The organism is Chryseobacterium indologenes, assembly GCF_001295265.1.
Lineage (GTDB): Bacteria > Bacteroidota > Bacteroidia > Flavobacteriales > Weeksellaceae > Chryseobacterium > Chryseobacterium indologenes_A.
The window spans coordinates 639,659-656,584 of record NZ_LJOD01000001.1 but is presented as its reverse complement, the minus strand read 5'-3'; the positions used below and the strand labels follow the sequence as shown (position 1 = coordinate 656,584).

Annotated in this window: 10 protein-coding genes; 5 read left to right on the top strand and 5 right to left on the bottom strand. The window is 37.2% G+C overall.

The window, feature by feature from the left end; all coding sequences use genetic code 11:
• Nucleotides 1-222 precede the first annotated feature (222 nt).
• From AOB46_RS02885 to AOB46_RS02865, 5 genes are all read right to left on the bottom strand, one after another.
• Nucleotides 223-1,842 (bottom strand): hypothetical protein, encoded by a 1,620-nt coding sequence (locus AOB46_RS02885; protein ID WP_062696525.1) that lies wholly within the window; start codon nucleotides 1,840-1,842, stop codon nucleotides 223-225.
• Between the two features lie 139 nt (nucleotides 1,843-1,981).
• The gene (locus AOB46_RS02880) at nucleotides 1,982-3,835 is read right to left on the bottom strand and encodes a UvrD-helicase domain-containing protein (protein WP_062696524.1); all 1,854 of its coding nucleotides are present in this window, start codon (nucleotides 3,833-3,835) and stop codon (nucleotides 1,982-1,984) included.
• Nucleotides 3,816-5,840 carry an ATP-dependent nuclease gene (locus AOB46_RS02875; RefSeq protein ID WP_062696523.1) on the bottom strand — a complete coding sequence of 675 codons (2,025 nt, stop codon included), beginning with the start codon at nucleotides 5,838-5,840 and terminating at the stop codon, nucleotides 3,816-3,818. The genes AOB46_RS02880 and AOB46_RS02875 overlap by 20 nt, the downstream gene beginning before the upstream one ends.
• Nucleotides 5,841-5,868: 28 nt before the next feature.
• Nucleotides 5,869-9,606, bottom strand: a complete 3,738-nt coding sequence (locus AOB46_RS02870; RefSeq protein WP_185113839.1) for an AAA family ATPase — start codon at nucleotides 9,604-9,606, stop codon at nucleotides 5,869-5,871.
• A gap of 1 nt (nucleotide 9,607) precedes the next feature.
• A complete protein-coding gene (locus AOB46_RS02865; protein ID WP_062696521.1) occupies nucleotides 9,608-10,843 on the bottom strand; it encodes an exonuclease SbcCD subunit D in 1,236 nt (411 codons plus the stop codon).
• A 308-nt stretch (nucleotides 10,844-11,151) separates the two neighbouring features.
• On the opposite strand from AOB46_RS02865, the gene AOB46_RS02860 reads away from it, so the two are divergent.
• From AOB46_RS02860 to AOB46_RS02835, 5 genes are all read left to right on the top strand, one after another.
• A complete protein-coding gene (locus AOB46_RS02860) occupies nucleotides 11,152-11,724 on the top strand; it encodes a hypothetical protein (RefSeq protein ID WP_062696520.1) in 573 nt (190 codons plus the stop codon).
• A 1,493-nt stretch (nucleotides 11,725-13,217) separates the two neighbouring features.
• Nucleotides 13,218-14,669, top strand: coding sequence for a helix-turn-helix transcriptional regulator (locus AOB46_RS02850; RefSeq protein WP_062696518.1), 1,452 nt, complete (start codon nucleotides 13,218-13,220; stop codon nucleotides 14,667-14,669).
• A gap of 1,168 nt (nucleotides 14,670-15,837) precedes the next feature.
• Nucleotides 15,838-16,266: a helix-turn-helix domain-containing protein gene (locus AOB46_RS02845; RefSeq protein WP_062696517.1), complete on the top strand. Its 429-nt coding sequence runs from the start codon at nucleotides 15,838-15,840 to the stop codon at nucleotides 16,264-16,266.
• Between the two features lie 23 nt (nucleotides 16,267-16,289).
• The gene (locus tag AOB46_RS02840) at nucleotides 16,290-16,577 is read left to right on the top strand and encodes a helix-turn-helix domain-containing protein (RefSeq protein WP_241489150.1); all 288 of its coding nucleotides are present in this window, start codon (nucleotides 16,290-16,292) and stop codon (nucleotides 16,575-16,577) included.
• A 75-nt stretch (nucleotides 16,578-16,652) separates the two neighbouring features.
• Nucleotides 16,653-16,874 (top strand): hypothetical protein, encoded by a 222-nt coding sequence (locus AOB46_RS02835; protein ID WP_062696515.1) that lies wholly within the window; start codon nucleotides 16,653-16,655, stop codon nucleotides 16,872-16,874.
• Nucleotides 16,875-16,926 lie beyond the last annotated feature (52 nt).

Here is a 16,926-nt window from a genome sequence, read left to right as displayed (position 1 = left end):
AATTGCAATATGTCTACCCTTCCCAATCAAGCAAAAATTATCTTCCGATTCCCTATATGGAATAATACTCCTTGTTATCACAAAATAATATAAAAAGAAGATAGGGAATCAGTTTTTATCAAAAGAATGTCATGTCTGGACTTCCTAATTGAAAACAGCATCATAGAAAGTAGTATTTGCTATATGAGAAATAAATATTACTTGATTTTAATAACATTATTCTTAATCTTCTGGCATTTCTTCAATTGAAAACAAGCTTGATAAAGTATTAAGAGTATATAGCGATTTAACAAAAATATCAAATGCAACTTGACGATAATTTTCATCAGTCAATCCAAAGTAATCCATGGCTCTCTTGACACTCTTGTTTGAACTGCTATACCTATGAGCTATCATTCCGGACCGAAGATCTTGTAAATTACGTAAAAAATTAATCATATCAGGAATCTCCCTATTGTGGTGCTGTAAAAATCTTTCAAGTTTTCCAATACCTTTTTCATTTTGGACTTTTTCTAGCCCTTTCACCATCATTTCCTCATTCAAACTATCAATGGTCAGTTTAACTAAAGTCAATAGCTGGTCTGAAAATGATGTTACTGTGTTTTCCGAAGGTAGATGAAGGGCGTCAAAGCGATGCTTATCAGTACCAATCTGCACTTTATAGAAATACCAGCCAAATTTATCAAACCATTTTTTGTTGAATCTATTATATTTCTCCTTGAATCTTACATCAATAGAATCTGAGGGCCGAGCCCAATTACCCATTACCATTGTATCATAATAAGAACCACTTATCCCCATTTCCGGTTCTGGCGCTATATTATGATATTTCCAATGGATTTGTTCTTTCTGTGGAAGCATTGTCAAATCATTCAAAAAAACCATTACATAATCGTCGTGATTATTGTCTATTTTTAAAGTAATAAAACTAGAACTGATATGGAAACCATCAACAGTGTATTTTTGAGGATTATCATAGTATTTATTGAGCACAGTCTTTTTAAAGAAAACCGGCGTGAAAAATTGATGTTCTTCCGAATTACAGGAAACTAATTTTTCACTTCCATCTTCATTATAGCCAATTATAAAACTTTCGTTTAATTCATCATTGACTTCAAAATGAAAAATTTGACTTTTAGTCGGGTCATATTTAAGCAAAGTCTTACCGATTATCCAGCTTTGGTATTTATATCCACTAATGCCATGTACTACCCTAATCAAATGTTTATAGTTGAAAGCTTCGCCAACGAAGTCTTCGTCTTTAGATTGGAAAGAGTTTCCTTCACCATCTTTATCCGTAATCAGCATAAAATCGAAACACAACGATAGATGGATTTTACGTACTGCTAAATATTCTACTATAAACTTCAGTTTAATTCTAACTTCTCGTTCTCTAACAATAATCGCTTCTTCCTCATCGCCAGAATCATCAATATAATAATATGTACGATTCTTTTTGGAGATGGATTTTTCAAATAAATTAAAATAATTTACAAATTCTTGGGAAACATCAACATACCGTTCCTTATTGTGGCTAAACCATTTAGGATAAACAAAGGGTTCCATCCCTTCATCACCGAAGCGGTAATATTCTGTAATTGAGCTACCCTCATTATACTGTGTGATTACGCTAGGGTGACCTTCAGAGCCCCAGTGAATACCCCAATTACGACTTTCCATATATGTAGTTAAATATTCAGGTTTTACTAATAGGCAATATATTCCAGAATTAACTTTCTCTTCCTCATGATAACCATGGTAAACTGTTATCCATCCATCTTTAATGAAACGTTGTTTTATTAAAGTGTGTTGTTCATGTAGCATAAATAGGTCTTCTTTCATAAACTAAATTGAATTTTATATACAAATAAAACCAATAGCTACGCAGTCAATTTGCGTATATATTTTTTTAGTAAAAAACTATATTTTTGGATAAGGTTCTAATGATTTCTAATATTTTTTTTAATTTGATTGTTAAATGTCAACTATTTAACTTTCTTTCAGCCATTGTAACTATACCCGATTTTTTTAATTCGTCAAGAATAACGCTAATATTTGTTATTGATTGATCCCGCAATCCAAAACGACCAGTTCTTTTCTTACTAAATGTAAATGCTACACGCTCTTTTGCTCTTGATAATGCAACAAAAAATGCACATTTATCTTCATCCGGTTGTCGTTCAAATGACCAAAAAGCACCATCCTCCAAGCCAATAAAAATCACAGTATGATATTCAAGACCTTTGCTTTTATGAATTGTCATAACTGGTATTGTGTCTTTACCAAGTACCATATCTAACGCTAGAATCATATTATTCTTAGTAGTATGATAATCTTTAATAAGCACCTCTTTCAAAGAAGTAATGGTTCGATCGAATTCAGCAGCATTTTTGTATGACGGAAAACTTGCTCTAATGCGGTCTTTACCTGCGAAGTCGATGATTTCATCAATAAGTGTATTGATCTGCTCTTCACTGAGAGTTCTCTTTTGATATGCATCTTGCTTTATCTTAATAAAAACTGAAATGATATTTTGCAGTTTTATTAATTGATCATCTTCTAATTCTGTGTGAAGATTGCTTAAAAAAACAAATGCCGCTTGTTTGGCTTCGCCGGCTTTTTTCTGAAAAATAGCATATAGAATATTAATGATATAAATACAGACTTCTTGTGTTAAAATATCTTGCAATTTATTTTCGTCTCTGGCTTTAATACCATTTTCATTAAAATAAGTAATGAGATCTCCGGCATATTGCGTTAATTGCTGTTTAACCAAAATACATATATCCCTGGGATTTATCCCTTCTGTATTTATCCAATCTTGAATTTCACGAAAAAGTATTTGCATTTCTGATTCTGGATTTTCAAAAACCCAAAAGTAACATTCTCCCTGTTCGGCGTTCCATTTCGGCGATGGAGTAGCAAAATCATCTTTTCCTAATAAATGACGAGTAAGATGATTTAACAAAGTCACTAGTCTGGGCGCACATCTAAAGTTCATATTGAGAGGAATTCTAGTCGCATTTACATCAGTAATAAAATCCTCAAACACAGTTTCTCTTGCGCCGGCCCACATCATTATACGTTGTTTATCATCACCAACAGCGGTGTAAGAAGTGTGACTATCTAAAAAGCAACTTTTGAATAGATCATACTGTAGTTCAGTAGTGTCCTGAAATTCATCTAAAAATACAAAATGATAAGTTTGTTGAAGGTATTCTTTAATTTTCGGGTTTGTATTGATAATATATTCAGCCAAACGCATCACCATGGTGAAAGATAACTTTGATTGCTGAATCATTTTCTGCCAAACTTTATATCTTATAGCCTCAGCTTTATTATTTGATAAGTGCGGTAATTGTGCGTTATGAAGTTGGATAATGGTATTTCGATGTGTTGTATTGAAATAATTAATATCTTCACTTTCATATAAAGCTAAAATGAATTGATCCCCAAGCACAATTTCATATTCTGATGAGATTTTATATTCATCTGGAAGTGCTTGCTTAAATCGATCTAATAATTGTTTGGCAAATGAGTCAAAGGTTAATGAATCAAAGCGTTTAGATAATTCGTCACCGCAACGAAGTCTAACCCGTTCTTTTAGGTTGTATGCAGCATCTCTTTTAAAACTTATTGCTAGTATCTTATGAGGAAATTTACAGGTATTCGTTTGCAAGAGGAAGCAAGCTTTTTGAGCTAAAAGCTCTGTCTTTCCTGCACCCGGACCAGCCACAACAAGGTTATTTTCTATAGTGGTTGCAACTTTAAACGCGTTTTCTTCAAGATCCATTCCATCTGTTGGGATCCATTCTTTAGATTTGATTGGCTTCATCTTCTTGATTTGTTTTTAAAAGTGACGATATACAATCAAAAACCTCCATAAATACCTGAGGTAGATTAGCATTTATTTCTTCATCAGTCATAGACGATAAGACCTGAATATGGGTAGTTGGTTTTCCTCGGCCTAAAAAGTGGTAATTATACCAGATCATTAATTTTCGATCTTCCTCAGAGTAGGTAGCTGCGGTTGCTTTCTCTGATTTTAATGTAGCTTGGATGGCTACCTTCACTTTAGCATCAAATTTTTCAGCTTCAGTTGTTTCATCTGGTATTTGAGGTCCTCCATTTTTTGGAATTGCTTTTCTATAAAATTCTGGATAATGTGTAAGCATTAGAAAATCCAAATCAAGAGGATTAGAATAGAAAATATTATACTTTCTCAAGTAATCCACCCAGCCATTCAAATTTTCAATTGAATCTTTTTCTGTCAAACTCCAGGTATGCATTTCTTTTAATGCATCATCAGAGAGTATACTTCCATCAGCCAACTTTAGAAGCTCTTCTTTTTTTATACCTATTTTAATTAATTGATTAAGTGCATATTTAATCCTTCCCCAACCTCCACCTTCTCTTTCCACGTCTAAATCTAAGAGAGTAACATAAGGAATATGGAGTGTTTCTAACAATCTCCAAATATGATTTACAAATCGGTGGCCAAGTGGGGCAAAAGTGATAATATTGTCATCAAAATCAACTTCCATTACTTCCATAAGTCTATTGAAGATCACTTCTTCACTATCTCCTTCGCCAATTACAACCAATCTAGCAAAGTATAATTCGGGATAATTGTGAACAGCTTCCTTGACATACTTGTATGCATCATCTGTTTTCTCTGGAAGTAATATTTTATTTACTTCAGTTTCAAATTTTTCCGTAATTCTAAAGTGAAGAATACTTTCCGGATTCAGCCTTTTAACGATCGCAGGTGTATGAGATGATAGTAAAACCTGTGAATTATCTTTACTTGCGATTTTTTTTAATATTTTTATTACCCTACCTAAAAGCTGTGGAGCAATATGATTTTCGGGTTCTTCTATCGCTAATATTGTCAGAAGAGGCCTATTTATCCCAATATTCTCTTCGTCATCATTTTCTGCTAATTTCTCTTCTATTTCCAGTAAGGCACATACCAGTGTTAAATAAAATAAAGAACGATAGCCCTCTCCCAGCTCATCAATCTGATAGGTTTTGTGGGTTCCGGTGGGACTAAAGGATATTTCAAGCTTTTTCAGAATGGAATCAAGATCGCTTCCTCCAAAGCCAAGAGTCGTATCTTTATAACGCTTATCTTTATGGAATTGTCTCCAATTTTCTGTAATAGATGTTTGTACGATATTAAAGTCTTCCAAACCTTTAAAAGCATCATTTATATCTTTTATTTTTTCATCGAATTCTGATTTAAAAGTATCATTTGATTTTATCTTTTTTAAAACACGAAATAATATACTTCCAGACGCATATTTTAATTGTTCAACAGGTCTACGTATTGCAGGAACATAAAGTATTTGTATCAGACGTTTTAAGTGATTAGGAAATATTTGTTTGGTGTCGTCACCTTCTACACTACCTTCAGGAACTTTAATATAATAAACTTTACTATCAATTTCACCTTCAGGACCATAATCAGTTTTTATCCAAGAAGCTTCGAGTCTCAACCGGAGATATGGATTGCTGTTTTCTTCATCAATTACCATATCGGTAAAAAAATGAGGAACTGCTTCCTGCTCTTCTTCGTCAAAATCAATTCTGGCTTCAATAGAAAGAGTCCTTTCAGTAATATCTTCAAGCTTTTCATCTTTGCCGATATGAAAATCTTGCCGGAAAATTTCCCTATCTGTTAAGGATTGTCCAAATAATTTTCTTAGTGCTTCAAGAGCAGTGGTTTTACCAGCACTATTGAGTCCAATAAAACCAACCAGTTTTTCATCAACAGGAATCTTAATTTCTTCTGGCCCAAATGATCTAAATCCTTTAATCTTTAAATTACTTATTTTCATAGTTATAATTTTTAAGTTTTTTTTAGTTCTAAACTCCCATCACCTCCACCTTACTTCTCCCGCTCTGCTGCTTGCTTACCTTTATCTGCACCGGGATCCGTTCCGTCATTTCCTGTACATGGGAGATCACGCCGACTTTACGGCCCTGGTTGTGGAGGCGTTCGAGGGCGTCCATGGCGATATTGAGCGTGTTGGGATCCAGCGAGCCGAAACCTTCATCGATAAATAAAGATTCCACTTTCATGCGGTTGGACGACAGGGAGGCAAGGCCCAAAGCCAAAGCCAGTGACACCAGGAAAGATTCTCCGCCGGAAAGTGAATACACCGTACGCACTTCGTCGCCCATGTCCTGATCCACCACCTGCAAACCGAGCGATGCCGGAATGCGTTCGATCTGGTAGCGGCTGGTGAGCGCCTGCAAATGGATATTGGCATAACCAAGCAATACATCCAGCGTATATTCCTGCGCAATCTGACGGAATTTCTTCCCATCAGCCGAACCGATAATATCGTTGAGCTTGGCCCAGTTTTCGGTAACGGTAGCCTGTTCCGAAATGCGTTTTAACAGGTCGCCGATTTTGTTTTTGTTAGCTTCGTCCTGCTGCAAGCGGAAACCGTTTTCCCCTTTTTTGTGCTTCTTTTCTTCCACTTCCGATCGGGCATTCGTGTGCAGGGTCATCAGTTCTTCGAGTGGTATTTCCGCGTTACTGTTTTTCTGATGACGGTCTAAAGCCTGTTTCCGTTCGGTAAGAATGCTGTTGGCTCTGGTCAGTTCCTCATCAATAGCTTGTAGTGCTAAACGTTCATTTTCGATCCAGTCATTTCCTAAAGCGAGTAATTGGTGAAGTTCTTCCAGGTTGAGCGATTGCTCATTTTTTTGATTATAATCGTTCAGCCAGTCCTGTATTTGGCGGGAAGTTTTCTGAATTGCTGCGTTCAATGCAGTTAAGGCGTTTGCCAGTTCCTCCTGTTGGGTGAGGATTTTGGTCTGTTCGATCGCCAAGGTTTGCTGTTTGGTTTTCAGTAGCGCTACATCTTCCTGTGCTTTGATAACCGCCTGTTTGAACTGAAGTTCCATTTCGTCGGCAGGCTGACCATCAAATAGGTTTTTACGTTGTCTAGTAAGATCCAGATACGATTGCTGTTGCGCACGGTGGATTTCGATTTTACTACTGGCTTCCGTTTCCAGCGTTTTGGCTTGGCTTTCCAGCTCTTTCAGTGTGGCTTCGAGGGCTGCTTTTTCCCGGGTACGGACTTCCAGTTTTTCGGCTTGGGCTTTCCATTGTTGGGCAAAGGCGGTGATGCTTTCCACAAAGGTTTCCGGAGCTGCTTTCCAGTTGTTAATCCAGCCGGATATGGTAAAATATGGGGCAAGAAGCTGTTCAATTTCATCCAGATAGACGGTAGCCAGCTCCTGTTCACGCCTTGCCTGGCTGTGCTGCTCGTCATAAAGCGATAAGCTGTTTTGAAGGTCTTTCAGCTGTCCGGCAAGGGTATCGATATTTTCTTTCAGTTGGTCGATTCCTGTTTTTGCGGCTTCCAATTCCTGCTTCTGCCCGGCATAGGCTTGTAATCGTGCAGAGAGATCGGCTTGTTTGGTTTTAAGGGTTTGTAATTGCGCTGTGATCCAGTCCGCTTTTCCGGCATCGGGAATATTCAAACTATTTTTGGCGATATCAGATTGTTCCCAGGTTTGCTTTTGGGTTGCCAGAGCTGATTCTTTAGCATGTATTTCTTCATTTCGCCGCTGAATATTTTGCTGTAGGGTGGTGCATTCCCGCTCCAGGGCATCATGACGGCTGTGGAGGCTGAGATGGTATTGTGTTTTCTCCTGGCTGGCTTTTTCCAGTTGGGCCAACACTTTTTCCAGTTGCGGATTTTGTATAGCGTAGGGATGATGGGTGCTGCCACATACCGGACAGGGTTTATCTTCCACCAAAGCTTCCCGGAGTGTTTCTACATTTTCAGCCGATGCCAGACGGGCCTGTTGCAGGAGCTGATCTGCGGTATCGCTTTCCGCTTTTGCTAAGGGGAGTTCTTGTTTGAGTTGTTGTAAAAGTTCTTGTCTGGTCTGATGATCGGCTTGTTCCTGTACCTGCTTCTGCCGTAAGTTTTCCCATTCGGTCTGTGCATAATACAAAAGCTGCCATTGCGCCTGTGCCCTGACGGTTTCTTCTACTTTCTGATCGGTTTCGGTTTTATCGAGAGTTAAGCTTTCCATCGGAACGGAGCGTAACGCTTCGGACTTTGCCTCATACGTTTTCCGGTTTTCGTCCAGCAGTTGAAGCTGATTTTTCCAGTTGTCCTCAATGGTTTTCTGCTGCACTTCGGCCGCCTGGATTTTATCCTTTAACGCCACTAATTTTTCGGAAGAAGCTTTTTGGTTCTCCAACAGCTTTTTGGCATCTCCGAGTTTGGCGAGAATGAGGTCTGTATGCTCGGCAACAGGTTTGCGGGCTGCCTGTTCGGTTTGCCACTTCGTAATGCTTTCAATCTGTAAAACAAGATCGGTGAAGGCTTGCTGTTTTCCTTTTAAGATATCCTGATGTTTCCGATTCAGCCCGGCAGCTTTTTCAGCCTCTTCTTTCAGCCGGTCGACCTGTTCTTTTTTCTCTCCCAGCAAGGTATCCAGTTTGCGGGCTTCTTCCAATAGCGGTAGGGAATCGGTAAGGGCCTTGTTTTGAACGGAAAGTTGATGTTCTGACTGTTGAAGCTGCTTTTCAAGGCTTTCTTTTTGTTGCTGTAAGGAAATCAGGGTTTCCTTTACCGTTGCCAGTGCTGTTGTTTTAACGGTATGTTGTTCCTGTGACTGCGCCAAAGCGTCTGCCCAGCTTCGGGTTTGTTGTGCCTGTTCGGCCATTCGCAGGTGCCTGCTTCTCGGCAAGGCGGAATCTTTGTTTTCGGTTGCCTGCTGTACCATCAGGATGGCTTCATCGTGGCCCTGACTGTATTTGGCGAGCTGCTCATACCAGCTGATTCCTGCGTTTAATCTTTCGATTTCTTTATCGAGGTCTGTGATCTGCCTCTCCAAAAGCGCCTGATCTGCCGCCAGAACTTGCAGTTCTTCATCGCTTAAGGTCAGAATGCCTTCTTTGTGCAATTGAAGGTCACGCAGCAACACTTCTTCTGCTTTATATTTTTCGTAAACCTTCCTGGAAATCTCGGAGTAGATATGGGTTCCGGTCAGCTTCTCAAGCAGGGAGGATTTCTCATCCCGGTTGGCTTTCATAAAAGCAGTAAAATCACCCTGCGCCAGTAATACCGAGCGGGTAAACTGTTCGAAATTTAACCCGACTAACCTTGCAATTTCACTGTAGGTTTCGGCTTTTCTTCCCGGAAGATCAACCTGATTGGAAATGTTTTTTAAGGTCACGGCATCCGACTGAATGCTTCCGTCGGCCCGGTTTCTGGCCCGTCGCACACTCCAGGTTGCCCGATAGTTTTGCCCGTCGATCCCTCTAAAATCCACTTCTGCAAATCCATCTGCCGTGCCGTCACGTAAGATACCGCGTACATCGCCCTGGCTCATAGTGCTATTTTGTACATCCTTTATTTCAATGCCCGTTTCTCCTCTTGCCTGAACGTAACGTGGTGTTTTACCATATAAGGCGAGGCACAACGCATCCAGTATGGTCGATTTCCCCGCTCCGGTAGCGCCGGTAATCGCAAAGATGCCCGCCGAACATAAGGGTTCTGCCGTAAAATCAATTTCGGTAGTGCCTTCCAGTGAAGCTAAATTTTTAATGCGTATGGCTAATATCTTCATGTTATCCGGCGTTTTGGTTGATTTCCTGCGCCACCTGTTGGAACAATCGCATGATTTCCTGTGGTACTTCGCTCTGGTATCTGGATTGGTAGGCTTTACCGAAAACATCAATGGGCTGCAGTTCATTCAGCTTTTCAGCGGTGATGAGTTCGGGTGTTGCTGCGGCAGCGGCCGGATATTGGGCATCGATTTTAGCCAATCGTACCGCTTTACCAGCCAGGGCGGTTTCTATTTTATGACGTAAAGCAGGCTCGGGTCCATCGAGTAGTACACGGACTTGCAGATAAGGCAGGTTTTCCATGCCGGCAACCAACTCTGGCAATTGCTCCAACTGGGCAATGACTTCATGCAAAGGCTGATGCTGATGTGGAATTCTTTGCAATGGCACAAATACCGGAATTTCAATCGCCTTCAGATTGCTGATTTCCTGATCGAGATCAAAAACAATCACCTGATGTATGTAATGAATTTCTGAAAAGGACATCGGCAAGGGACTGCCACAGTAGCGGATGTGTTCCTTTCCGCCTATTTTCTGCGCCTTGTGGATGTGTCCCAACGCAACGTATTTGATATCGGAATGAAAAGCACTCGCTGAAATACATTCCACACCGCCCATGATCAGCCTTTCGGTTTTATCCAGATCGGTAATTTCTGCCTGCTGCGTATGCAGGTGTCCCATGGCAATAATAGGCTGGTCTTCCGTGCTGTATTGTTGGGCATACGCAAAGGCTTCCTGATATAAAGCCGCGACGCCTTCGGTGTAGGGATTGGCACAATCGGCAATGGCAGGATAATCACCCATCCGCAGGAACGGAATGGCCAGGCAAAAAGCTTTTATCGCTCCGGAAGCATCATGTATTTTAACCAGTAGTTTTTCGTAATCAATGTTTCCCACTGCATCTTTTTCTACCAGGCCGATAATGTGAACATTAGAGGATTCCAGTAGAGGTTTCGGTGCTTCCAGCCGTGCTGCCGAATCATGGTTACCTGCCGTAATCATGATCTGCAGATGAGGCACGGCTCTGGTCGCTTCATTTAGGAAACGGTAGAACATCCTCACCGAGGCTGCCGACGGATTGGAACTATCGAAGATATCACCACTGATCAGCAAGACTTCAATGTTTTCAGTTAATAAAATTCCTACCAGCCAGTTCAGAAACTGCTGATGCTCGTAGCTGCGGTCGTATTCGTGAAACAGCTGGCCAATGTGCCAGTCTGCGGTATGTAGAAATTTCATAATACAGTTTTAGGACGGTTAATCTGTATCCCAATAAATTAGGGATACGTGCAGACCTGACTTGCCTGTTAATCTCCGGACAAATCATTCCATGCTTTTGATGAAGCAGGCTGTTAAATTAAAGAGGATTGTATATTTGGTTTTTCATAGTGAAAGTTATTAGTTTATGCAATTTAATAATTAATTCAAAACCACTACTAAAATTCAAGCAATTTTGCATGCTCTTCACAAATTCTTTAAGCTTTATCAAAATATCGGGCTAAACTACTTATATAAAACAAGATGGGTTTACGGAAAACAGTAAGGAAATGATGTATATTTTTATACGGAATGAAGATAACAATATTTATATAGAATATGGACCAATTCCGAAAAGCAATAAAGAACATGGCAAAAAAAATCATCGTGCAATTGGTGTCTATGGGATGCATGCAAAGATATTAAACAACGTGGAAAGTTTAAGGAAAGCTTTAAAGGTAAAGCCTGAACGATACGGTATACTAGATAAACCGTATCTTATTGCAATAAATGCAGTTGATATGTTGGCTCTAGATAAGGATGATGTAATGGATTGCTTGATGGGTTCAACATGTATCGTACCGGAATTAATTACCAACCAAAATGCTTTTCAGGAATTTCGGGAGCATGACGGATTTTTTACAGGTAGAAATGACAAAGGTCAGAATACGCGGGTAAGTGCAGCAATGATCACCAAAATACATCCAAGTAATTGGAGGGATTCAGATTATTGGATTTTTGAAAATGAAATGGCAATACTTCCTATAAATTTAAGGAATTCATCACTAATCACCAGATTTATTCAAGATGGTATAATTTATAGAACCAGCGGGAAATCCTTTGGTGATATCATTGTTTACTGAAATGATCTTACTGACATTGAGATCGATTTGAAATGTCTTTTCAATTATTATTGAGTTATTTTTAAAATATCACTACCTTTGTAATAAATATTATTAGTTTGTGGGATTCTGTTACCCCATTGTCCCTCAAAAAGCATAAATATCTGTTTATCAGTTATTTTTACTTTCTGTATCGGGAAATAATTTAATTTGCTGAAAATGAAGTAATTATAAATGTGTAATTTCTAAGCATCAAATCAAACACTGTATAATAGTGCTTGACGTATTTATATAGAAGTTGATATTATGCATTTCAGCATTATTACTTTTCAGTAGTTCCTTCTATAGTATGCTGCTTATTGTAAAGAAACTATTATTGGTAACAGTCTGTTTGCCTATTGCTACCTGTGATTTTACCGGTATAATATTAGTAGGAATATCACATCACGTCAATGGTTGATTTACTTACTCTCATAATTTAGAATACTTCTTCCTGATTGAAGACAATACGTTTCTGCAAAGCATCAGTGATTCGAGTTTTCAATATATTCTTCCGGAGAAGCATATTTTTTAGACTTATTTGCGCTGAAACTATGTTGGATAATCTGTTAAGTAATTATCAGGCGGCTTCTGAGGGTGTATTATTTGTCTGGGCAGTTTGAAGGACCCTGTTTGCGTATTGTTGAAAATAGCAAAAATCTGTCATGTAATCTGACCCTGTTAATATATTTCATCATTTGTGTTTTCATTTTAAATTTGTTTCAGGTACATAATTAAGATAACTCATATTCTTTATAAAAACAAGACCATGTAAAACATTTTTACAAATCAGTGTATATGATTTTCAGATGATTAAATGAAATGATGTGTTTTATTCCGCGGTTTAAATAAGTAGTAACAATATTGATTATAGATTAGAATTAAAAACTTGGAAAAAGGGATCTGTCATTGTCTTTTTTTCAAGATTAAAGTTACATTTTATAGCTAAGGTGTACTTTAAAGATGTACATTACAGGGAGCTTATCAGAGAATATCACCCTATTTTACAGATTTCCGGGAAGGCGTATGTTTTTTTCTTAATCCAATTCCCGAAGCCTCCATCATTGAATTTAATCATCATCCTGTCTGGAAGTATTGCAAGAGTAAAACTGGCCAAGCATTGATATAAAAATATAATTATTTTAACTGAAGAAGGAAGAATTTTGCATAAGTTGGGTTTTGTGTGAATGGAAAGGAAAGGATACTTCATTATTTCATGTGTTGTCAAAGTTAACAGTATTTTTTTTTTAATTTATTTATAATGAGTATTTTATGATAAAATGATTAACGTTTTTTTTAAATATTCATTATCGGATTAATAATTATTAACAACAGGTTTTGATGTACTTTATTACACTACAGAATATTTTTGTAGGAAAAATGTGGTACTTGTTAAGCTTGTCTTGATAATATTCTGATTAGATTAATAAGAATAAGTATATCTGATAACTACATAAATTAAATCTCCAATTCAAATGTTAAAAAAATATTATTTACTATTCTCATTTTTATTTTCGGTTTTTGCTTGGGCACAGGTAGATATACGAAAACAAACGGATAGTCTTATTGCCATAGTTTCCGGCCCGGATGCTTATGAAAAGCTGGGAGAAAAGGATATACTACGGATTACTACCGAAGTATATTATAAATCAAAGGAGGCAGACTATAAAGAAGGACAGTTAAAGGCACTGGATTACAGATCCAATGTGTATTACAATACAGGAAAGATCAGCCAGGCAATGTTTGACCTGGAAGAAGGAATTCGCATTGCAGAAAAACTTGACGATTATTATGAACTGGCTTATATGATTTTTGGAAAAGCGTTCTGTTATACAAAATTAGGGCTTTTCGAAGAGGCTTCTGAAAGCATCAGGAAGGGTTTTAATTATGCCTCAAAGATTAAAGACAAAAATAAATACCATTATGTAAGACTGTCTCTATACAATGCAATGTTATGGAATGCCAATGTTTCCAAGAATAATAACAGGGATAGCATGTTAAAGTATTCTTACAGTGCTTATAAAGAAGCGGGATTACTGAATTATAAATTTCCCAATCATTACGGATGGATGGTACAGTCGACGAGCAATTATGCGATCAATATGATATTGTTAGGAAAGAATGACAGCTATGCAGAAAAATTAATACTTGAAGCAGAAAAAATAAGTGATAAAGTAAAGGATAGCCGCTCAGTTGCTTCCCTGTTTTTTGCAAAAGGATTGCTGAGTAAGAAAAAAAAGAATTATCCGCAATCGGTTGAAAACTTTCAGGAGACTGTTAGGCTGGTTAAAAAGGGAAAGATGATTTATGAATTACCAAGTGTCTATCATGAACTTTCCAATTCATATGAAGGTGCTGGGGATTTTAAAAATGCTTCTCTGTATTTAAATAAATCAAAAATCCTTTCCGATAGCTTAGCGGTGGTTGAAAAGAAAATTACCGAGCATTATTTCAGTGAACGTGCCGGGAAAAAAAGCTCTTTTTCATATTATACTATTGTAGTACCCTTAATCATAGGGAGCATTTTTTTTCTGTATGTAATGAAGAGTAAAACCAGTAAGACTTCAAGGCAGATTAGTGAAACGGGTGAACAAATTTCTGAACAAAAATCACCGTCAGAAGATTATACTAAGCTGACACAAATGGTAAAAGAGAGTGATCCGGCTTTTTATCTGCATTTTAAAAATGTATTTCCGGAATTTATTCGGGCGTTATTATCAGTTGATCCTCAATTAAAGACGAACGATCTTGAATATTGTGCTTTAATAAGACTCAATTTTGATACCAAGCAGATAGCGGTGTTCAAAAATACATCCGTAAAAGCAGTTGAAAATAAAAAATATAGATTGAAAAAAAAGCTGCAGATTCCTACAGAGGAAAATCTATATTCATGGATGGCCAATAGAAATGACAGAAATCCCATTTGATTATGAGGTATTTAATGTTTTTGAGTGTTATCGAGTGTATTGTAGAGTGGAGTTGGGGGCCTGGATGAGATTGAAAAACACCGGGAATTATGATTTTTGTAACCGAAAACACAATGTCCTAATATTTTATTTCAAACTAGACTTTAGCATAGAGAATATTTTCTCTTTCTCTATGCTAGTTTAAGTTTAAAATGGATGACTATAAAATTTCACTCCCAAAACATTCACAATTCTGCTTTGCAGGTTATTCTGAATAATAAATGTTTTACAAAATATCCGGAAGCCTTTTTTGTAACATCTTAGCTGTCTTAAAATTTATTTCATCTGATCCCAATATGTTATACTTGGAAATCAGACCATGTGAATTGTAATCTTTTATGGAGTAGAATCAGAACTCAGAAATGATCTTTAAGATTTCCATTCCTATACTTATGCAGGGGTATGCACACATTGAGTCACAGTCGAATAATATAGAACTAGCTTAATATATAATCATAAAACATAGAGTTATGAAAAACCAAAAAAAATTACTTCCCTATTGCCCTGATAATCGGAGATTATTATGTCAGTGGAGACTAGCCAAGCTGATAAATGAGAGTGATCCTGACTTTTTATTTGTCTTTTAAAAAATGTATTTCCGGAAATTGTCTGGCTGTTTCGGCTAAAAACACCCGATCTTGAATATCTTCTTTAATAAATCACAATTTTTGATATCAGGAAGAAGTGGTATCCAGGAAAACAGCTGAACAAAATATAGGATTAAAGAAAAAATACTAATCCCTACAGATGAAAATTTAAGGTCTTAAATAGATTGGTATAATGATCTGGCTCTTTTTGTTTATTGGGGCCGGTTAACTTAACAATTTCGAGTGTAATTGGGGGTGTAATAAAGTGATATTGAGTGTATAACTCCAAGTTGCAGTATGTGGGAAATGATGACTTTTGTACAACAAAACACATTCTCATATCAAATACTATTTAAAACTTTTTAGCATAGAGAATGACTACAGTCTCTATGCTATTTTCTCACCAAGCTTAAATTTAACATAACTCTGGCGGTATTCAACGCACTGTCTGGAGCTTCCGGAAACCCTAAATAAAAAGCTTTTTGCGACCTTGGAACCGGTTGCGAATTTTTAAAAATTTAAATAACTGATTTTATAGAACCATGAATTTTAAGGACATCCATATCGGACAGATGATAGAAACCCTGGTTTCAGAGCAAGGGGTCGAAATCCAGCGTATCTGTAATTTTTTTAAGTCCTCTGAAGAAGATATACAACAAATGTATAAGACAAAAAGTATAGACACTGAGGTACTGCTAAAATGGTGCAAACTTTTAGAATATGATTTTTTCAGGGTGTATTCTCAGCATTTGATTTTATATGCACCTACTCTGCCAGATAAGGAACGGGATATAAAAAAGACATCACTGCCACAGTTCCGTAAAAATATTTATACCCGGGAGGTTATTGATTATATACTGGAAGAGATACAGACGGGAACAATGTCCCGAACTGAAATAATGGAACGTTATAAAATACCTAAAACAACTTTATACAAATGGATAAGCAAATACGAGAAACCTCAAAAATAGTGCCCGACTATAAACGTATTTATATGGACATTCTGGAAAAAAAATTTCCGGAAAAGATGGAAGACTGCCAAAGCCTTCTGGAAAAGAAACATCTCAATGCGCTGGATATTCAGAACCTTAATCAAAAGGTTTTCGGTATTTCAGATAAGGAATTGACGAGAGAAAACAGAAAATACTGCTCTTACAGCAAATCAGATATTCTGCGGATGCTGGATTATCAGAAAAAAAATAATCTTAATAACCGTGAGCTGGCACGGCATTTTAAACTCAGCAGAAATTCAGTTACCAAATGGAAGAAAATATTTGTCTGACTCTCAAATATCTGTTTTTTTAGACTGTCAAGCTTATCTGTTTGGATACACAATACTCAGTAAAAACACACCTGTATGAAAAATATACTTTCCGGAAAAGATGAAAGGCTGATAGGCTTATCTAAAAAGGAGCTTATTCAAAAAATAGGTGATGGATGTAATTTTTATCTTGATCATAAATGGAGCTATATTGTCAAAAAATATTGGTACGGAAAAACAAGGGTACTTTACCTTGAATTTGATGATAATGATATTGTAATTGCGCAATACACCATTTCAAAGTATGGCAAAGAATGAACATGCTAAAATCAACCCTTTTATTGAAGCTGTAAAAAAATATGGCAACGCA

Bases quoted from the DNA above. Each gene is read 5' to 3' on its own strand.
- AOB46_RS02860 (WP_062696520.1), top strand. From the start codon at position 11,152: ATGATGTATATTTTTATACGGAATGAAGATAACAATATTTATATAGAA.
- AOB46_RS02835 (WP_062696515.1), top strand. From the start codon at position 16,653: ATGAAAAATATACTTTCCGGAAAAGATGAAAGGCTGATAGGCTTATCT.
- AOB46_RS02865 (WP_062696521.1), bottom strand. From the start codon at position 10,843: ATGAAATTTCTACATACCGCAGACTGGCACATTGGCCAGCTGTTTCAC.
- AOB46_RS02870 (WP_185113839.1), bottom strand. From the start codon at position 9,606: ATGAAGATATTAGCCATACGCATTAAAAATTTAGCTTCACTGGAAGGC.
- AOB46_RS02875 (WP_062696523.1), bottom strand. From the start codon at position 5,840: ATGAAAATAAGTAATTTAAAGATTAAAGGATTTAGATCATTTGGGCCA.
- AOB46_RS02885 (WP_062696525.1), bottom strand. From the start codon at position 1,842: ATGAAAGAAGACCTATTTATGCTACATGAACAACACACTTTAATAAAA.
- AOB46_RS02840 (WP_241489150.1), top strand. From the start codon at position 16,290: ATGGACATTCTGGAAAAAAAATTTCCGGAAAAGATGGAAGACTGCCAA.
- AOB46_RS02845 (WP_062696517.1), top strand. From the start codon at position 15,838: ATGAATTTTAAGGACATCCATATCGGACAGATGATAGAAACCCTGGTT.
- AOB46_RS02880 (WP_062696524.1), bottom strand. From the start codon at position 3,835: ATGAAGCCAATCAAATCTAAAGAATGGATCCCAACAGATGGAATGGAT.
- AOB46_RS02850 (WP_062696518.1), top strand. From the start codon at position 13,218: ATGTTAAAAAAATATTATTTACTATTCTCATTTTTATTTTCGGTTTTT.